At 69.6% G+C, this 15,603-nt stretch carries 12 protein-coding genes and 2 tRNA genes; 9 read left to right on the top strand and 5 right to left on the bottom strand.

Features of this window, described 5'->3' with window-relative positions; all coding sequences use genetic code 11:
* Positions 1-26 precede the first annotated feature (26 nt).
* Complete coding sequence (locus NJE57_RS06335; RefSeq protein WP_319027556.1) at positions 27-1,067, bottom strand: cytochrome P450; 1,041 nt, start codon at positions 1,065-1,067, stop codon at positions 27-29.
* Between the two features lie 338 nt (positions 1,068-1,405).
* Positions 1,406-4,000, bottom strand: a complete 2,595-nt coding sequence (pepN, locus tag NJE57_RS06330; RefSeq protein ID WP_319027555.1) for an aminopeptidase N — start codon at positions 3,998-4,000, stop codon at positions 1,406-1,408.
* Between the two features lie 94 nt (positions 4,001-4,094).
* Here pepN and NJE57_RS06325 point away from each other — a divergent pair, with 94 nt between their 5' ends.
* The 4 genes from NJE57_RS06325 to NJE57_RS06310 are packed head-to-tail and all read left to right on the top strand — an operon-like array spanning position 4,095 to position 6,620.
* Entirely contained in the window at positions 4,095-4,721 is a 627-nt protein-coding gene (locus tag NJE57_RS06325; protein WP_319027554.1) for a DsbA family protein, read from the top strand.
* 4 nt (positions 4,722-4,725) lie between these two features.
* Complete coding sequence (locus NJE57_RS06320; protein WP_319027553.1) at positions 4,726-5,253, top strand: GNAT family N-acetyltransferase; 528 nt, start codon at positions 4,726-4,728, stop codon at positions 5,251-5,253.
* Between the two features lie 47 nt (positions 5,254-5,300).
* Entirely contained in the window at positions 5,301-5,774 is a 474-nt protein-coding gene (locus NJE57_RS06315; RefSeq protein WP_182644118.1) for a ribose-5-phosphate isomerase, read from the top strand.
* A 6-nt stretch (positions 5,775-5,780) separates the two neighbouring features.
* The gene (locus tag NJE57_RS06310) at positions 5,781-6,620 is read left to right on the top strand and encodes an Fpg/Nei family DNA glycosylase (RefSeq protein ID WP_319027552.1); all 840 of its coding nucleotides are present in this window, start codon (positions 5,781-5,783) and stop codon (positions 6,618-6,620) included.
* A gap of 21 nt (positions 6,621-6,641) precedes the next feature.
* Here NJE57_RS06310 and NJE57_RS06305 read toward each other — a convergent pair.
* Positions 6,642-6,715: transfer RNA gene (locus NJE57_RS06305), tRNA-Gly, on the bottom strand.
* A gap of 198 nt (positions 6,716-6,913) precedes the next feature.
* On the opposite strand from NJE57_RS06305, the gene NJE57_RS06300 reads away from it, so the two are divergent.
* The 5 genes from NJE57_RS06300 (at position 6,914) to clpX (ending at position 11,419) form a co-directional block, all read left to right on the top strand.
* Positions 6,914-6,990, top strand: a tRNA-Pro gene (locus NJE57_RS06300).
* A gap of 50 nt (positions 6,991-7,040) precedes the next feature.
* Entirely contained in the window at positions 7,041-8,444 is a 1,404-nt protein-coding gene (gene tig / locus NJE57_RS06295) for a trigger factor (RefSeq protein WP_319027551.1), read from the top strand.
* A 317-nt stretch (positions 8,445-8,761) separates the two neighbouring features.
* Entirely contained in the window at positions 8,762-9,313 is a 552-nt protein-coding gene (locus NJE57_RS06290; RefSeq protein WP_319027871.1) for an ATP-dependent Clp protease proteolytic subunit, read from the top strand.
* Between the two features lie 68 nt (positions 9,314-9,381).
* Positions 9,382-10,005 (top strand): ATP-dependent Clp protease proteolytic subunit, encoded by a 624-nt coding sequence (locus NJE57_RS06285; RefSeq protein ID WP_031264516.1) that lies wholly within the window; start codon positions 9,382-9,384, stop codon positions 10,003-10,005.
* A 145-nt stretch (positions 10,006-10,150) separates the two neighbouring features.
* Positions 10,151-11,419: an ATP-dependent Clp protease ATP-binding subunit ClpX gene (gene clpX, locus NJE57_RS06280; protein ID WP_107748151.1), complete on the top strand. Its 1,269-nt coding sequence runs from the start codon at positions 10,151-10,153 to the stop codon at positions 11,417-11,419.
* Between the two features lie 84 nt (positions 11,420-11,503).
* On the opposite strand, the gene NJE57_RS06275 is transcribed toward clpX, so the two are convergent.
* Both NJE57_RS06275 and NJE57_RS06270 read right to left on the bottom strand, forming a co-directional pair.
* Complete coding sequence (locus tag NJE57_RS06275; protein WP_319027550.1) at positions 11,504-12,799, bottom strand: benzoate/H(+) symporter BenE family transporter; 1,296 nt, start codon at positions 12,797-12,799, stop codon at positions 11,504-11,506.
* Positions 12,796-15,600, bottom strand: coding sequence for a helix-turn-helix transcriptional regulator (locus tag NJE57_RS06270; RefSeq protein ID WP_319027549.1), 2,805 nt, complete (start codon positions 15,598-15,600; stop codon positions 12,796-12,798). The genes NJE57_RS06275 and NJE57_RS06270 overlap by 4 nt, the downstream gene beginning before the upstream one ends.
* Between the last annotated feature and the right edge of the window lie 3 nt (positions 15,601-15,603).

Genomic DNA, 15,603 nt, shown 5'->3' with positions numbered 1-15,603 from the left:
GCCCGCGTGTAGCGGACGGCGTTCACTCAGCTGAACGAGGCCCGGAAGGACTCGAAACCCTGAAGGCAGTTGTTGCGCAGCAATTCCGGATCGCTGACGGTGATGGAGGAGACCCGCGAGACCATCGCGCGCAGCAGGGTCTGCATCTCCAGCTTCGCCAGCTGCATGCCGACGCACGTGTGCACACCGTGCCCCCATCCGACGTTGCTGCCGCGCCACTCCAGCGAGAACCTCTCGGGGTCGTGGAAATGGCGCTCGTCGCTGTTCGCGGCGGCGAACAGCACTGCGACACGGTCCTTCGGGCGCAGCTGGATCCCACCGAACTCGGTGTGCGCGGCGACTGATCGGGTGAACGACCGGACGGGCGAGGCCATCCGCACCGCTTCCACCACCGCGGTCGGGATCAGGTCCGGGTCTCGGCGCAACCGTTCCCACAGCCCGGGAGTGGTTCCCAGGCTCCACAGCAGTTGGCCGGTGGACAGGATCGTGGTGTCGAGACTCGGTGCGACGAAGTCGATGATCATGTTCTTCGCCTCGACCCGCCCGATCTCTCCCCGGTCAGCCGCATCGAGGACCGTCGACGCCCACCCGCCGGGTGTCACGTTCCGGCGGCCGACCGCCAACGTGTACAGGAACAAGCCGAGCGATCCGCGTACGGAGCCCCGCGCCCGGCGATTCGCCGAACCGAGACCGTCGAACGTCGACTGGCCCCAGTTCAGCATCTGCTCCGGGGTCACCTTCACGCCGACCAGTTCGGCGACTGCCTGCACCGGCAGGCGCGTCGCGAAGTCGGCGATGCCGTCGAAGTGATCCTGTGTCAAGAGTCGGTCGACGGTGTCCGCAGCCTCTTTCTCGAGTGTGGGCAGCGACGGGCGTATCGCCCGGGAGGTCAAGGACTGCATGAGGATCATCCGGCGGTTCATGTGCGTGGCGTCGTCACTCGCGAGCGTCGTGTAATGCCCGAGAGTGTTGGCGACCGGGTTGGCGCCCACGCCTTTGCCGCTGCGGAATGTTGCGTCGTCGCGCAGGGCCAGCCGCACGTCGTCGAACCGGCCGATCGCGAACATCCGATGACGCGGGAGCCATACGACGGGGCCCGCGTCCCGGATTCGGCGATATACCTCCTGTGGTCTGTCGACCACCTCGTCGCCGTACAGATCGACGTCAACTACCGGCGCCCCACGGTGTGTAGCGGTCCGGAGTAGAGAGTGTCGAAGCGTCATCGGCCCGTCCTGGTGTCACGAGTCGCACTGGCATGCGCCGTGCGAGTCGATTCCGTCATTACTGACGAAATCATCACCCATGGGGAGGCGAAGGTCAAGCGCAGCCCGCGGCGCCGCCGCCGACTTCGACCGCTTCTATCGCACCGCGGCACCACACGCATCCCGCGGGACCGCACCCGGGCTCAGCCTGCGGCCGCCGCATCCGCGGCCCGGGCCTCGAGTGCGCGGGACAGGTCCGCGTTCTGCTCGGCGAGGATCCGGCGCAGGCCGGCCGGCTGGGAGTCATCCGCGATCACGGCCTCGAAGCGGGACACGGTCTCGGGGTCCACGGACCACCCCGGGAAGAGCCCTGCGGCGACGGTTTTGGCGAGGTCGCCGGACCGGGCCTTCCACAGCGCGGTCACATTGTCGAGGTAGCGCTCGCACAGTCCGGTGAGCAGATGCTCCTGCCCCGGGAGGTCGATGCCCAGCAACGTGGCGCGCACCAGCGCGTTGCTCGGGGCATCGGCGCCGGTCGCGGTGAGCAGCGCCTCGGCCTCCTCCTTCGCCCCGACAGTGGGCCGGGCCGCGCGCGCGGTCGCCGCCCGCCGTGCGCCTCCGGCGGTGTCGTCCGTCGCCAGTTCCTCGTCGATCCGGTCGGAGTTCTCGGCTCCCGCTGCCACGAGCGCGGTGAGGACGGTCCACCGCAGATCGGTGTCGAGGGTCAAGCCGGGCAGTCCCGCCTCGTCCGGGCCCGCATCGAGGAGCGTGGCGAGAACGCGTGCCTGGTCGGCTCCGACGGGGCAGTTGCACAGCGCGGCGAGGAACGCCAACTGGTGATCCGAACCGGCCTCGGAATCGCGGGCCGCCTCGAGCAACGCGGCGGAGAACTCCGGCCAGCCGGTGGCGGCCGCCCAGTCCGGGTCGGCGTACCGCGCCAGCGCGGACTGCGCCTGGGCGAGCACGCGCTGGACCACCCCGATGTGAGCCTCCCGGGTGGCCGCGCGGGTGACGACCTCGACGAACCGGCGCGCCGGGAGCCTGGCCTCGCGGGTCATCTCCCACAGCGCTGACCAGCACAGTGTGCGCGCGAGCGAATCCGTCACGTCCTCGATCGAGTCCAGGACAGTGGCCAGCGAGCGCTCGTCGAGGCGCACCGAGCAGTACGTCAGGTCGGCGTCATTGGGCAGGATCAGGTCGGGCACGGGAAGGCCGGCCATGTCCGTGACGGTCGTTCGCTCGGCGTCCACATCCAGTTCGGCGGACGCGGTGCGGACCAGGGCGCCCGAGTCGTCACGGCTGTAGAGGCCGACTCCGAGGCGGTGGGTGCGTAGCTCCCCGGAGCCCGGGGCGGCGGGCCCCTGCACAACGGTCAGTTCGGAGATGGTTCCCGGGGCGTCGGCGGCGGTGTCCACCTCCACCGAGATCGGGTTGATGCCGGTGGTCCGCAACCACTGATCGGCCCAGTCGGACAGGTCGCGGCCGGACGAGGTCTCGAGGGCGCGCAGGAGGTCGTCGAACTCGGCGTTTCCGAAGGCGTGCTCGGCGAAGTAGGCGCGTAGGCCGGCCAGGAACGGCTCACGCCCCACGTACGCCACCAGCTGCTTGAGCACGGACGCGCCCTTGGCGTAGGTGATCCCGTCGAAGTTGGCCTCGACCGTCTCCAGGTCCTTCATGTCCGCCGCGACGGGATGGGTGGAGGGCAGCTGGTCCTGCCGGTACGCCCACGCCTTCTCCACGTTCGCGAAGGTGGTCCACGCGTCGGTGTACTGGGTGGCGTCAACCTGGGCCAGGACCGAGGCGAAGGTCGCGAACGACTCGTTGAGCCACAGGTCGTCCCACCAGCGCATGGTCACCAGGTCGCCAAACCACATGTGGGCCATCTCGTGCAGGACCGTCTCGTTTCGCCGTTCATAGCGGTAGCCGGTGACGCGGGAGCGGAAGACGTAGTCCTCCAGGAAGGTCACCGCGCCCGCGTTCTCCATGGCACCCGCGTTGAACTCGGGAACGAAGATCTGGTCGTACTTGCCGAAGGCGTACGGCATACCGAACTCGCGGTGGTAGAAGCCGAACCCTTCCTTGGTCTCGGCGAACAGGCGCTCGGCATCGAGGTGCTCGGCGAGCGACGCGCGGCACAACAGCCGTAGTGGAATGGTCCCGTGCTCGTCGGTGTAGGAGTCCTCGGCCACGTGGTAGGGGCCGGCGATCAGGGCCACCAGGTAGGTCGACAGGATCTCCGTCGGCTCGAAGTGGTGTACAACCGCACCGTCGTCACCCGCGGATTCGGTGGCGGGGGTGTTGGCAACCACGACCCAGGAGGCGGGAGCGGTCACGGTCAGCGTGTAGCGGGCCTTGAGGTCGGGCTGGTCGAAGCAGGCGAACACCCTCTTGGCGTCCGCGGTCTGGAACTGGGAGTAGAGATAGACCTCCCCGTCCACGGGGTCGACCATGCGGTGCAGGCCCTCGCCGGTGGTGGTGTACGCCAGATCGGCGTCCACGACGAGCTCGTTGGTCGACTGCAGATCGGGCAGCGTCAGCCCCACCTCGTCGTCGTAGTCCCCGGTCTCCAGGTCCCGGCCGTTGAGCGTCGCGGACGTGATCCGCGCCGATCTCAGGTCGATGAACGTCTCGGCCCCGGGGCGGGAGCACGTGAACCGGACGACGGTCCGTGAACGGAACGTCCCCGATCCGGGACCACCGGACCCGTCGGTGAGGTCGAGGTCCACCTCGTAGGAGTCCACGTCGAGCAGTTCGGCCCGATCGGCGGCGTCGGAACGGGAGAGGTTGAACGAGCGCATCGGGGGATCCTAGGTTCCTCGGGGGACGGTGATCGCTCCAGTCCTACCACCGGACAGGGTGGCGGTGGCGGGTCCGGGCGGGGACGATGGCGGTATGACAACTTCCGGCTCCGCCCCCACCCGCACCGTCGACTTCTGGTTTGACCCCCTGTGCCCCTTCGCGTGGGTCACCAGCCGCTGGATCCTCGAGGTGGAGAAGGTCCGCGACATCGAGCTGACCTGGAACGTCATGAGCCTGTCCGTCCTCCACGACGGTCGTGATCTGCCCGAGGAGTACCTCGAGATGATGAAGCACGGGTGGGGCCCGGTCCGCGTGGCCATCGCCGCATCCCAGCGCCACGGTCAGGAGGTCCTGGGCCGGCTGTACACCGAGCTCGGCACCCGCATCCACGACCAGGGCCGGGGGATCGAGGACCCCACCCTGATCACGGAGGCCCTCGAGGCCGCCGGACTCGACGCGGGTCTGGCGGCCGCGGCGGCCACGGACGAGTACGACGACGAGCTGCGCGCCTCGCACCACCGCGGCATGGACCCGGTGGGCGACGAGGTCGGCACCCCGGTCGTGCACGTGGACGGCGTGGCCTTCTTCGGACCGGTCCTGACCCGCATCCCGCGCGGGGAGGACGCCGGCAAGGTCTTCGACGGTGCCGCCCTGCTCGCCGGGTACCCATACTTCTTCGAGCTCAAGCGCAGCCGCACCGAGGACCCGCAGTTCGACTGAGACGGTGGCCGCTATCCCGGGCGGGTCCCTGCAGGCCGGGCCGGACGGCGCCGTCGAACTGCGTCAACTAGTTGGTGACGACGACGAGTTGCTGACCGAGGCGACTCTGCTCAACGTCAACTGGACCGGTGACGAGCGGTTGACGCGTGACGACCTCGCCTCCGATCGAGCCCTTGCGCACTACACCGATTTGCGGCCCGACCGCGGGGACTTCGGTCTTGTCGCCGAGATCGCAGGATGCCCCGTCGGCGTGGTGTGGCTTCTTTTCCTCGACGCCGCGGATCCCGGCTACGGCTACGTGGCCGACGGGGTGCCCGAACTCAGTGTGTGCGTGTGGCCCGGGCACCGCGGGACTGGCGTGGGCACCCTCCTCCTCGAGGCGGTGTTCCCGGCCGCGCGGGACCGCGCACTCGATCGGATCTCCCTCAGTGTCGAAGCCGGCAACCCTGCAAGGAAGCTGTATCAAGACCTGGGTTTCGTCGACGCCGAGCGGGCTGCGCCGGGGACGATGGTGGTCAGCCTGCCGCGGTGACTCCACCGCCTTCTGCGGCCCCGGTCTCACGTGGCAGAATCGCCGCCATGCGCATCTACCTGGGAGCGGACCACGCCGGCTTCGAGACCAAGAACGTCATCGCCGAGCACCTGAAGACCTCCGGTCACGAGGTGGTCGACTGCGGGGCCCACACCTACGACGCCGAGGACGACTACCCGGCCTTCTGCATCGACGCGGCCCGCAAGGTCGTGGCGGATCCGGGCAGCCTTGGCATCGTGCTGGGCGGCTCCGGCAACGGCGAGCAGATCGCGGCCAACAAGGTCCCCGGCGCCCGCTGCGCTCTGGCGTGGAGCGTCGAGACCGCCCGGCTGGCGCGTGAGCACAACAACGCCCAGCTGATCGGCATCGGCGGGCGCATGCACTCGCAGGAGGAGGCGCTGGCGATCGTCGACGCGTTCCTCGACCAGAGCTGGTCCGAGGCGGAGCGCCACCAGCGGCGCATCGACATCCTCGCCGAGTACGAGCGCACCCACGAGGCCCCGCCCGTCCCCGGCGCCTGAGCTCCCGTGCCTGAGGGGCACACGCTTCACCGACTGGCCCGCCTGCACACCGAGTACTTCGCAGGCGGGCCCGTCCGTGTATCCAGCCCACAGGGGCGGTTCGTCGACCACGTCGTCGTCGACGGTCGGTTCTTCGACCACGCCACGGCCGTCGGCAAACATCTCTTCCACCACTACGAGGGTGGACTCGCCGTCCACGTCCACCTGGGGCTCTACGGGTTCTTCGACACCCATTTCGTCTCCCGGGGAGACGAGGCGCCCGCGCCTGTGGGGCAGGTACGGATGCGTATCGGGGCGGTGCGTCCCGGTGGGGGAGCGCTGGACGGACCGGCCCACTACGTCGACCTGCGCGGACCCACCAGGTGCGAGGTCATCGACGAGGCGGGTGTGGCCGAGGTCCGGGGTCGCCTCGGGCCCGACCCGCTGGACCCCGACGCCGACCCCGACCGGGCGTGGTCACGGATCTCCCGCAGCGCCCGGCCGATCGGCGCTCTGCTGATGGATCAGAAGGTGCTGGCCGGGGTGGGCAACGTCTACCGCGCCGAGGCGCTCTTCCGCGCCGGCCTCGACCCGTTCCGACCGGGGGTGGAACTGGAACGCGCGGAGTTCGACGCCGTGTGGGACGACCTGGTCGAGTTGATGGCGGTCGGGGTGGACACCGGGGGGATCGTCACGATCCGGCCCCCACACGACCACGGCGACGTCCCCAGGCGCGGCTCCGACCGGCCACGCAACTACGTCTACCAACGGGACGGGTGGGCGTGCCGGGTGTGCGGGGACGATATCCGCCTGACGACCCTGGATGCCAGGACGTTGTTCTGGTGCCCGACATGCCAGACGAGATGATGACGAGCCTCGCGGACTCTGTGGAGCGGGTGACGGGAATCGAACCCGCGTAGCCTGCTTGGAAGGCAGGGGCTTTACCATTAAGCTACACCCGCGTCGGCGGCTGACCTGGGGTTTCCCCCTCGTCGTGCTCGCGCTGTGACCACACTACCGGACCGGTCCGATGCTCCCAACTCCCGGCCCGAGAACTCGGAATCTGTCCCGATACGGCACTGTCGTACACTGGGCGAGTTGGTTTGGCGGCCCGGCAGGTTTTCCGCGTACGGCGCGGGACGGTCGGTCGCGCGACTCACCGGGATGTGGCGCAGCTTGGTAGCGCATCCGCTTTGGGAGCGGAGGGTCGCAGGTTCGAATCCTGTCATCCCGACCAGCGGAGCCCGAAACACGAACCCCACACGACTTTCCTAGGAGATCATCACCGTGAAGAGCACTGTCGAACAGCTGAACCCGACCCGGGTCAAGGTCACGGTGGAGGTGCCGTTCGCGGAGCTCGAGCCGGACTTCGCCAAGGCGTACAAGTCGCTCGCCGGCCAGGTCAACATCGCCGGCTTCCGTCCGGGCAAGGCCCCTGCCAAGCTCCTCGAGTCGCGGATCGGTCGCCCGGCCGTGCTGGAGCAGGTCATCAACGACATGATCCCGACGCGGTACAGCGAGGCGGTCGACGAGCACGACCTCAAGGTCCTGGCGCAGCCGGAGATCGAGGTGACCAAGCTCGAGGACGGCGACGTCGTGGAGTTCACCGCCGAGGTGGACGTGCGCCCGGAGATCACCCTCCCGACCTACTCGGACCTCACGGTGACCGTCGAGGCGCCCGCGACCGACGACGCCGCCGTGGCCACCGAACTCGACAACCTGCGCGCGCGCTTCGGCACCCTCAAGGGCGTCGAGCGCGGTGCACAGAAGGGTGACTTCCTCTCCGTGGACCTCGCGGCCACCGTCGACGGTGAGCCCGTCGACGAGGCCTCGACCGAGGGGCTGTCCTACGAGCTCGGGTCCGGGACCCTCGTCGAGGGACTCGACGACGCCGCAGAGGGCCTCAAGGCCGGCGAGTCCAAGGAGTTCGGCTCCTCGCTCGTCGCGGGTGACCACGCGGGCAAGGAAGCCGTCATCACCGTGACCGTCCAGTCCGTCAAGGAGCGCGAGCTCCCCGAGGCCGACGACGAGTTCGCGCAGATGGCCAGCGAGTTCGACACCCTGGACGAGCTCAAGGCCGACCTCATGGAGAAGGTGGCGCAGCAGGCCAAGGCCGGCCTCGCGGGCGAGATCCGCGACAAGGTCCTCGACGCGCTGATCGAGGCCACCGAGATCCCGACCCCGGAGTCCCTGGTCGAGTCCGAGGCGCACGCACAGATGCATCAGCTCATCGACCAGTTCGGTGGCGACCCGGCGATCCTCGACCAGGCACTGGCGGCCGAGGGCACCGATCGCGAGACCTTCGAGGCGGAGACCCGTGAGGGCGCCGCCCGCGCCATCCGCAGCCAGCTCCTGCTGGACGCCGTGGCGGAGCAGGCCTCGACCGAGGTCTCGCAGGAGGAGCTCACGCAGCACATCATGTTCCAGGCCCAGCGCTACGGCATGGACCCGAACCAGTTCGTGCAGCAGATCCAGCAGGCCGGCCAGCTCGGGTCGCTGTTCTCGGACGTGCGCCGCTCCAAGGCCCTCGCCGACGTGATCGTCCAGGCGACCGTCACGGACACCGAGGGCAACACGGTCGACACCACCGAGTTCTTCGGCTCGGGCGAGGACCAGGATGCCGAGAGCTCCGACTCCGACTCCACCGAGGCGGAGACGGACGCCACGGACGAGAAGGGCACCGACGCCTGATCGTCGCCACCTGATCGACCCCCCGGAGCCGGGGACCACCCCACGGTGGTCCCCGGCTCCGGCGTTCGCGGGCGGGGGCCGCGTGAGGCGACGCTGAGAGCGAACACCCGCCCCGTCGGGACGGTTCCGTCGTGGGGTTTGGTTACTGTTTGACGTAACGGATACCCGGCCGCCGGACGGCCGGGCGCCGCACCAGCGGTGAGACGATCAGCGAAGGTAGGTACCCCGTGGCCCAGAACGGTTCAGCGGCACAGCCCGGTTCGACGCAGCCCGCCCTCAGCTCGCCCGGATCCCACGGGCTAAGCCTCGGCGACTCGGTGTACGAGCGTCTCCTGCAGGAACGGATCATCTTCCTGGGTTCCCAAGTGGACGACGACATCGCCAACCGCCTCTGCGCGCAGATCCTGCTGCTCGCGGCGGAGGACCCCACCCGCGACATCGCCATGTACATCAACTCGCCCGGCGGCTCGGTGTCCGCGGGCATGGCGATTTTCGACACCATGCAGTTTGTTGAGTGCGACGTCTCCACGTATGCGATGGGACTTGCGGCCTCAATGGGCCAGTTCCTCCTGGCCGCAGGTACCAAGGGCAAGCGTTTCGCGCTTCCGCACGCCAAGATCATGATGCATCAGCCCTCAGGCGGAGTCGGCGGGTCGGCCATCGACATCGCAATCCAAGCCGAGCAGCTCGCCCTGACTAAGAAGCAGATGGCCGAGCTTATAGCCGACCACACGGGCCAGACATTCGAGCAGGTCACGGAGGACTCGGACCGTGACCGGTGGTTCACCGCGCAGCAGGCCAAGGAGTACGGGTTCGTCGATCACGTGATCACGCGCGCGTCCCAGACCGGCGGAACGTCGCCGTCGTGATCGAGCCCGCCGCCCACGGGAGCGCTCCCGAAGCCCAGCCCGCCCCGCACACCACCACGGAGTCACCGATGACCTCACTGCCGACCTCCCGATACATTCTTCCCTCCTTCGTCGAGCACTCGAGCTACGGCGTCAAGGAGTCCAACCCGTACAACAAGCTCTTCGAGGAGCGCATCATCTTCCTGGGCACCCAGGTCGACGACGCCTCGGCGAACGACATCATGGCCCAGCTCCTCGTCCTCGAGGGCCAGGATCCGGACCGCGACATCACGATGTACATCAACTCGCCCGGTGGGTCGTTCACCTCGCTCATGGCGATCTACGACACGATGCAGTACGTGCGTCCCGACATCGTGACGGTGTGCCTGGGTCAGGCCGCTTCGGCCGCCGCGGTCCTGCTCGCCGCGGGAACCAAGGGCAAGCGGGCCGCGCTGCCCAACGCCCGCATCCTCATCCACCAGCCGTCGACCGGCGGCATGCAGGGGCAGGCATCGGATCTGGAGATCCAGGCCGCGGAGATCGAGCGGATGCGACGTCTGATGGAGACCACCCTGGCGCGGCACACCGGTCACGACGCGGACAAGATTCGCAAGGACACCGATCGCGACAAGATCCTCACGGCCGCCGAGGCCAAGGACTACGGGATCATCGACACCGTGTTCGACTACCGCAAGCTGTCGGCGACCAACTGACGTCCGGGCGGCGCGCCGTAGTGGGTAGCGGTGCGCCGTCAGGTCCAATGAACTGATCGCGCGGGGTCGGATTTGCCGGCCCTCCCGCGTACCGTCGACTACGGGGTGTGAATCCGGGCCCCTGGAATGCGAGGACGTAGAACTCATGGCACGTGTGGGTGAGAGCGGCGACCTGTTGAAGTGTTCCTTCTGTGGGAAGAGCCAGAAGCAGGTCAAGAAGCTGATCGCCGGTCCCGGGGTCTACATCTGTGACGAATGTATCGAGCTGTGCAACGAGATCATCGAGTCCGAGGTCGAGGACTCTCAGGACTCGGCGCTCGACGAACTTCCCAAGCCGTCGGAGATCCACGCGTTCCTCGACGAGTACGTGGTGGGACAGGACGCCGCCAAGCGGAACCTCGCGGTGGCCGTCTACAACCACTACAAACGCATCCGTGTGGGGGCCTCCCTCGGTCGCGGTGACGCCGTCGAGCTGGCCAAGTCCAACATCCTCATGCTGGGTCCGACCGGGTGTGGCAAGACGTATCTCGCCCAGACTCTGGCCAAGATGCTCAACGTCCCGTTCGCCATCGCCGACGCCACCGCGCTGACCGAGGCCGGTTACGTCGGTGAGGACGTGGAGAACATCCTCCTCAAGCTGATCCAGGCCGCGGACTACGACACCAAGCGTGCCGAGATGGGCATCATCTACATCGACGAGGTCGACAAGATCGCCCGCAAGGCCGAGAACCCGTCGATCACCCGCGACGTGTCCGGCGAGGGCGTCCAGCAGGCGCTGCTGAAGATCCTCGAGGGCACGCAGGCGTCGGTGCCCCCGCAGGGTGGACGCAAGCACCCGCACCAGGAGTTCATCCAGATCGACACGTCCAACGTGTTGTTCATCGTCGCCGGGGCCTTCCAGGGCCTGGAGAAGATCGTCGGTGACCGCGTGGGTCGCAAGGGAATGGGCTTCGGGGCCGAGGTGGCCAGCAAGAGCTCCCTCGACACCACGGAGAACTTCGCCGAGGTCATGCCCGAGGATCTGGTGAAGTACGGGTTGATCCCCGAGTTCATCGGGCGCCTGCCGGTTGTGGCGACCGTGACGAGCCTGGACCGCGAGGCGTTGGTCAACATCCTCAGCGAGCCCAAGAACGCGCTCGTCAAGCAGTACGCCCGCCTCTTCGAGATGGACGGTGTCGAGCTGGAGTTCACCCCGGACGCCCTCGAGGCCGTGGCCGATCAGGCGATCCTGCGGGGCACCGGCGCCCGCGGCCTGCGCGCCATCATGGAGGAGGTCCTCCTCCCGGTCATGTACGACATCCCCGGGCGCGACGACGTCGCCCGCGTGGTGGTCACCGGCGAGACGGTGCGCCACAACGTACTACCGACGATCGTCCCCTTCTCCGACTCCGAGCCGCGGGAGAAATCGGCGTAGGTCCACCGCCGAGCCCGGCCCACGAGTGCTACACCCAGGGGCGCCCCATCCACGGGGGCGCCCCTGAGTCGTGCCGGGGGAGTGTCACGGCGTGATGCGGCGCTCCAGCAGCGCCGACACCGCCAGGCCGAGGACGATCCCCCAGAACGGGGCGGAGATCCCGAGCAGGGACACGTCGGCCACCGTCACCAGCAGGCACACCAGCGGCCCCAACGCGCGGTCGGTGCGGAACGCCGTGACGAACGCCGACTGCAGTGGCGCCAGCATCGCCAGCCCGCCGAGCGCCGCGACGAAGGCCGCCGGCGTGCCGACCATGAGCCCGACGAACGCGGGGGCGAGTACTCCCACGACCAGGGCGAGCCCACCCGTGCCGATCGCGGCCGCGTAGTGCCGGCGGGGTTCGCCGGACGAGACGAGCAGCGCGTTGGTCGGCCCGGTGAGGCAGGTGGAGACCGCGCCGATCGCGGAGACCAGCAGCGACCAGACCCCGCAGGCCACGGCGCAGGCGTTCACCGGCGGATGGTGCCCCTTGGCACGCAGTACCCCGACACCCTGGCCGTTCTGGACGACGAGCACGGTGATGGCCAGGGGGACCACGAGCTCGGTGAGGCCGCGGAGGGTGAACTCCGGCGCCTGCGCCATGGGTACGGCGAACAGCCCGTCGTCCAGGACGCCCCGGGACAACCCGCCGTCGAGTATCACCGCGACGATCCCCACCAGCATCGCGGCGAGGATGGGCGGGATCACCCGGGCCACCCGCGGGACGGCGCCGACGGCGAGGAACGCCAACACCATGGGGAGGGCCACGGCGGCGGAGGACCACACCGCGTCGACCAGGCCCAGGCCGAATCGGAGGAACACCCCGGCAACCATTGCCATGATCAGGGGCATCGGGATCCAGTCCATGACCCTGCGGGCGACCCCACTGAGCCCGACCAGCAGGATCACCACTCCGGTGACGACGTAGGCGCCGAGCACCTCCGACCACCGCAGGTGCCCGAGCGAGTTGCCCACGATCACGGTGCCGGGGATGGTCCAGAAGAACGCCAACGGTGTCCGGTAGATCCAGCTCATGAGGATGGTGAGGACGCCGTTGGCGAAGAACACCCCGAAGATCCACGACGACAGTTCCTGCGGGGACAACCCGCCCTGCTCTCCCGCGGCCAGGATCACGGCGACGGGTCCGGTCGCGGAGAAGATCAGTGCGATGAGGGCGTTGGCGCACTCGCGGGGGCCCAGGTCCGCGAGAACCTGCCGCGGTGAGGGCCGGCGGTGGTGGGGGAGCTCGATCGGCAGCGGCGTGGCGGTCCGGGACGGGTCTCCTACCGCGGCGTCGGTGTCCCGGCTCCGCCCGTCGGTCGGGGCACTGTCGGCGGTCATGGGACTCCTGAATCGGCGGGTTCGGGCCCGAACGGGTGGCGCGACCTGGCGACGTGGGCCGCCAGCTCGGTGCGGCCGTTGATCCCGAGCTTCGAGTAGATGCGGGTGAGGTGGTACTGGATCGTCTTGACGCTGAGGAACAGCTCCTCGGCGGCCTGGGCGTTGGTGCGCCCTGCCGCGACGAGCGTGGCCACGGCCCGTTCCTGCGGGGTGAGGGTGGAGTTGCCGACCGCGCGGGCCACGTCGACGCCCCCGGCACGGCGCTCGCGCTCACAGCGCTCGACGTAGGCGTGGGCGCCGAGTTGCTCGTAGAGGTCTCGGGCGGTCCCGAGGGAGAGGTGTGCCTCGCGGCGCCGGCCGGCCCGCCGCAGGGTCTGGCCGAAGCCGAAGTGCATCTGCGCGGAGTAGTAGGGCATCGCCAGTCCGTCGAGGTATTCCAGGCTCCGGTGGAAGATGCGGGAGCACTCCTCCACATCCCCGCGGACGGCGGCGATCCGGGAGCGGACCGCGCCGAGCCTGGCCTGCGTGGACCGGTGGCCCAGCTCCACGGCGCGCTGTTCAGGCGGTCCGATGAGCGCCTCGGCGTCCTCGAGCCGACCGGCCAGGACGAGGGAGTGGGCGTAGAGATCGTGCCACGGCCAGAAACCCGGCTGGTCGATGTCGAGCCGGAGGGACAGGGCGTGAAGTGGTTCGGCGGCCCGCCGCACCGAGGTGTAGTCGCCGGCGGCGGCGGCGACCTGCATGCGACCCATCGCGGAGGGGATGATCTGCACTGGGTAGGCGTCCGCGGTGGTGGTGAGGTGCCTCAGGTGTGCGGCCGCCCCGAGATGGTCGCCGCGCATGGACCTGATGACGGCACCCGACCAGTGGATCGCGGGGGCCAACAGGTCCAGTTCGAGGTCGTCGAGACGTCGCGCGGCGGTGTCGACGACCCGGAGCGCCTCGTCCCAGTCCCCACGCAGGAGCTGGGTGCGTGCGAGCCACGCCTGCGCCCACAGCGAGATCCGCGCGGAACCGGAGACGTCGGCGGTCGGCACGGCCGAACCGAGCCGGCGGCGGGCCGTCTCCAGATCGTCGTGCGCGAGGGCGATCCAGCCGGAGGCCATCTCGAACCGCTGGGCCACGGCGGGGGCGAGTGCACCGAGTCGGTCCTCGTCGGCGTCACCGGCACCCGGGGTCGCGTCGATCGCCTCGCCCAGGACGGTGATCGCCCGGGCCTCCTCGACCTCGGGTTGGTCGGGCTGGTCGCTCCCGATGACGACCCCGGCCCACTGCCGCAGTTGGTCGGGGCGCCAGAGGCACAGTGAGTGCACGACGAACTTCTGGGCGAGGGCGACCGGGTCGGGAACGGTGTCACCGGGACCACCGGTCGACCCGGCGTCGAGAGCTCGTCGGAGGAGTGCCTCCGCCTCTCCCGCGTGGCCCAGGTGGAGCGCGAGCGAACCGAGTACGGCATCGCGGCGACGGTCGGGCCGGACCCGGTCCAGCGCGTGGGACAGCGCGGCGGCCTCGCTGATCCGCCCCGCCCCGAGGAGCGCGTCGATTCCGTCGATGTGCAGGCCTCGCGCCTCGTCGGGGTCCGCGGTGAGCGCCGCCGCCGTGAGGTAGGCGTGACCGGCAGCGCTCCAGTGTCCGGACCTGGCGTGAGCCCTCGCACGCTCCCGCAGCACACGGCAGAGCTCGGGGTCCGGACCGGTCGAGGTCGCGGCCAGATGGTCCAGGGCGGCGTCGGGGTCCTCGACCTCCGCGAGTCCGGCCGCGACGGTGTGCAGAGAGAGCAGCTCGCGGGGTGGGATGCCGCGAAGGACCGCCGTACGGACGAGAGGCGAGCGGAACGTGAGCGCGGCGGCGCCGGGGGAGAGGTCCACGCGGAGTATCCCGGCCCGGTGTGCGGCGTCGAGGGCGTCCAGCACCCTCCCGGCCTCGCCGGACCCACCCGGTCGGGCTGCGACGAGGGCGGCCAGGGACTCCAGCAGGACCGGAGGGGGGAGGACGGCGGCGGCCTCGACCACTGCGCGGTCTCCGGGCTCCAGCCCCGCGAGCAGGGCTCCGGTCTCCAGCTCGACCGAGCTGGGCAGGGGCGGGGGAGAGAACGGGCTCGTCCACCAGGAATCGGAGGCCTCGTCGACGACCGCGGCCACCGCGTCGGCGGCGCCTCCGGTGTAGTCCAGGATCCTGCGGGCCGCGGCGGCCGACGGCTCCCGCCCCGTGCGGGCCGCCGCCAGGGCCCGGATCTCGGAGTGGTCGAGTGCACCCAGGTGCAGGGTCTCGCGGGCGAGGGTGGCACACAGGTCCGCGGACTGTCCCTCCGAGGGGTTCCCGGCGGTGAGGACCAGGAGGACGGAACCGTCGACGGAGGCCTCGAGGGCCGACCCGAGAGCACGGAGGGAGTCGGGGTCGGCGTGGTCGGCGTCGTCGATCACGATGACCGTCCCGGCGCCCGCGCCCCCGAGGGCGGCGCCGAGCTCGTCGACGACCTGGGTCGCCGTCCGCTCGACCGGGAGGGCGCCGGGAATCTCCTCGTCACACCCCGCAGCTCCCCGCGGGAGTCGCTGGGGGATACGGTCCGCGGTCACCCACGGGACGTCGTGTTCCCACGGCAACGCCCTGGTCAGAACCGTGGTCACACCGGTGGTCCCGGTGAGCAGGGTGTCGACGAGGTGGCTCTTGCCCCCACCGTAGGGGGCGGCCACCAGGACCACCGACGACCCGCGGTCCACCACCGCGCCATGGATCTCGCGGAGTCGCTCCGCTGCGCGGTGGTGACCGTGGCGGGGGATCAGGGAGGGCATGGTGGTCATGAC

The sequence above is a fragment of the Dietzia sp. PP-33 genome, from assembly GCF_033790845.1.
Lineage (GTDB): Bacteria > Actinomycetota > Actinomycetes > Mycobacteriales > Mycobacteriaceae > Dietzia.
Note: the sequence above shows the minus strand (reverse complement) of the source record. Positions and strands in the feature narration are given on the sequence as shown.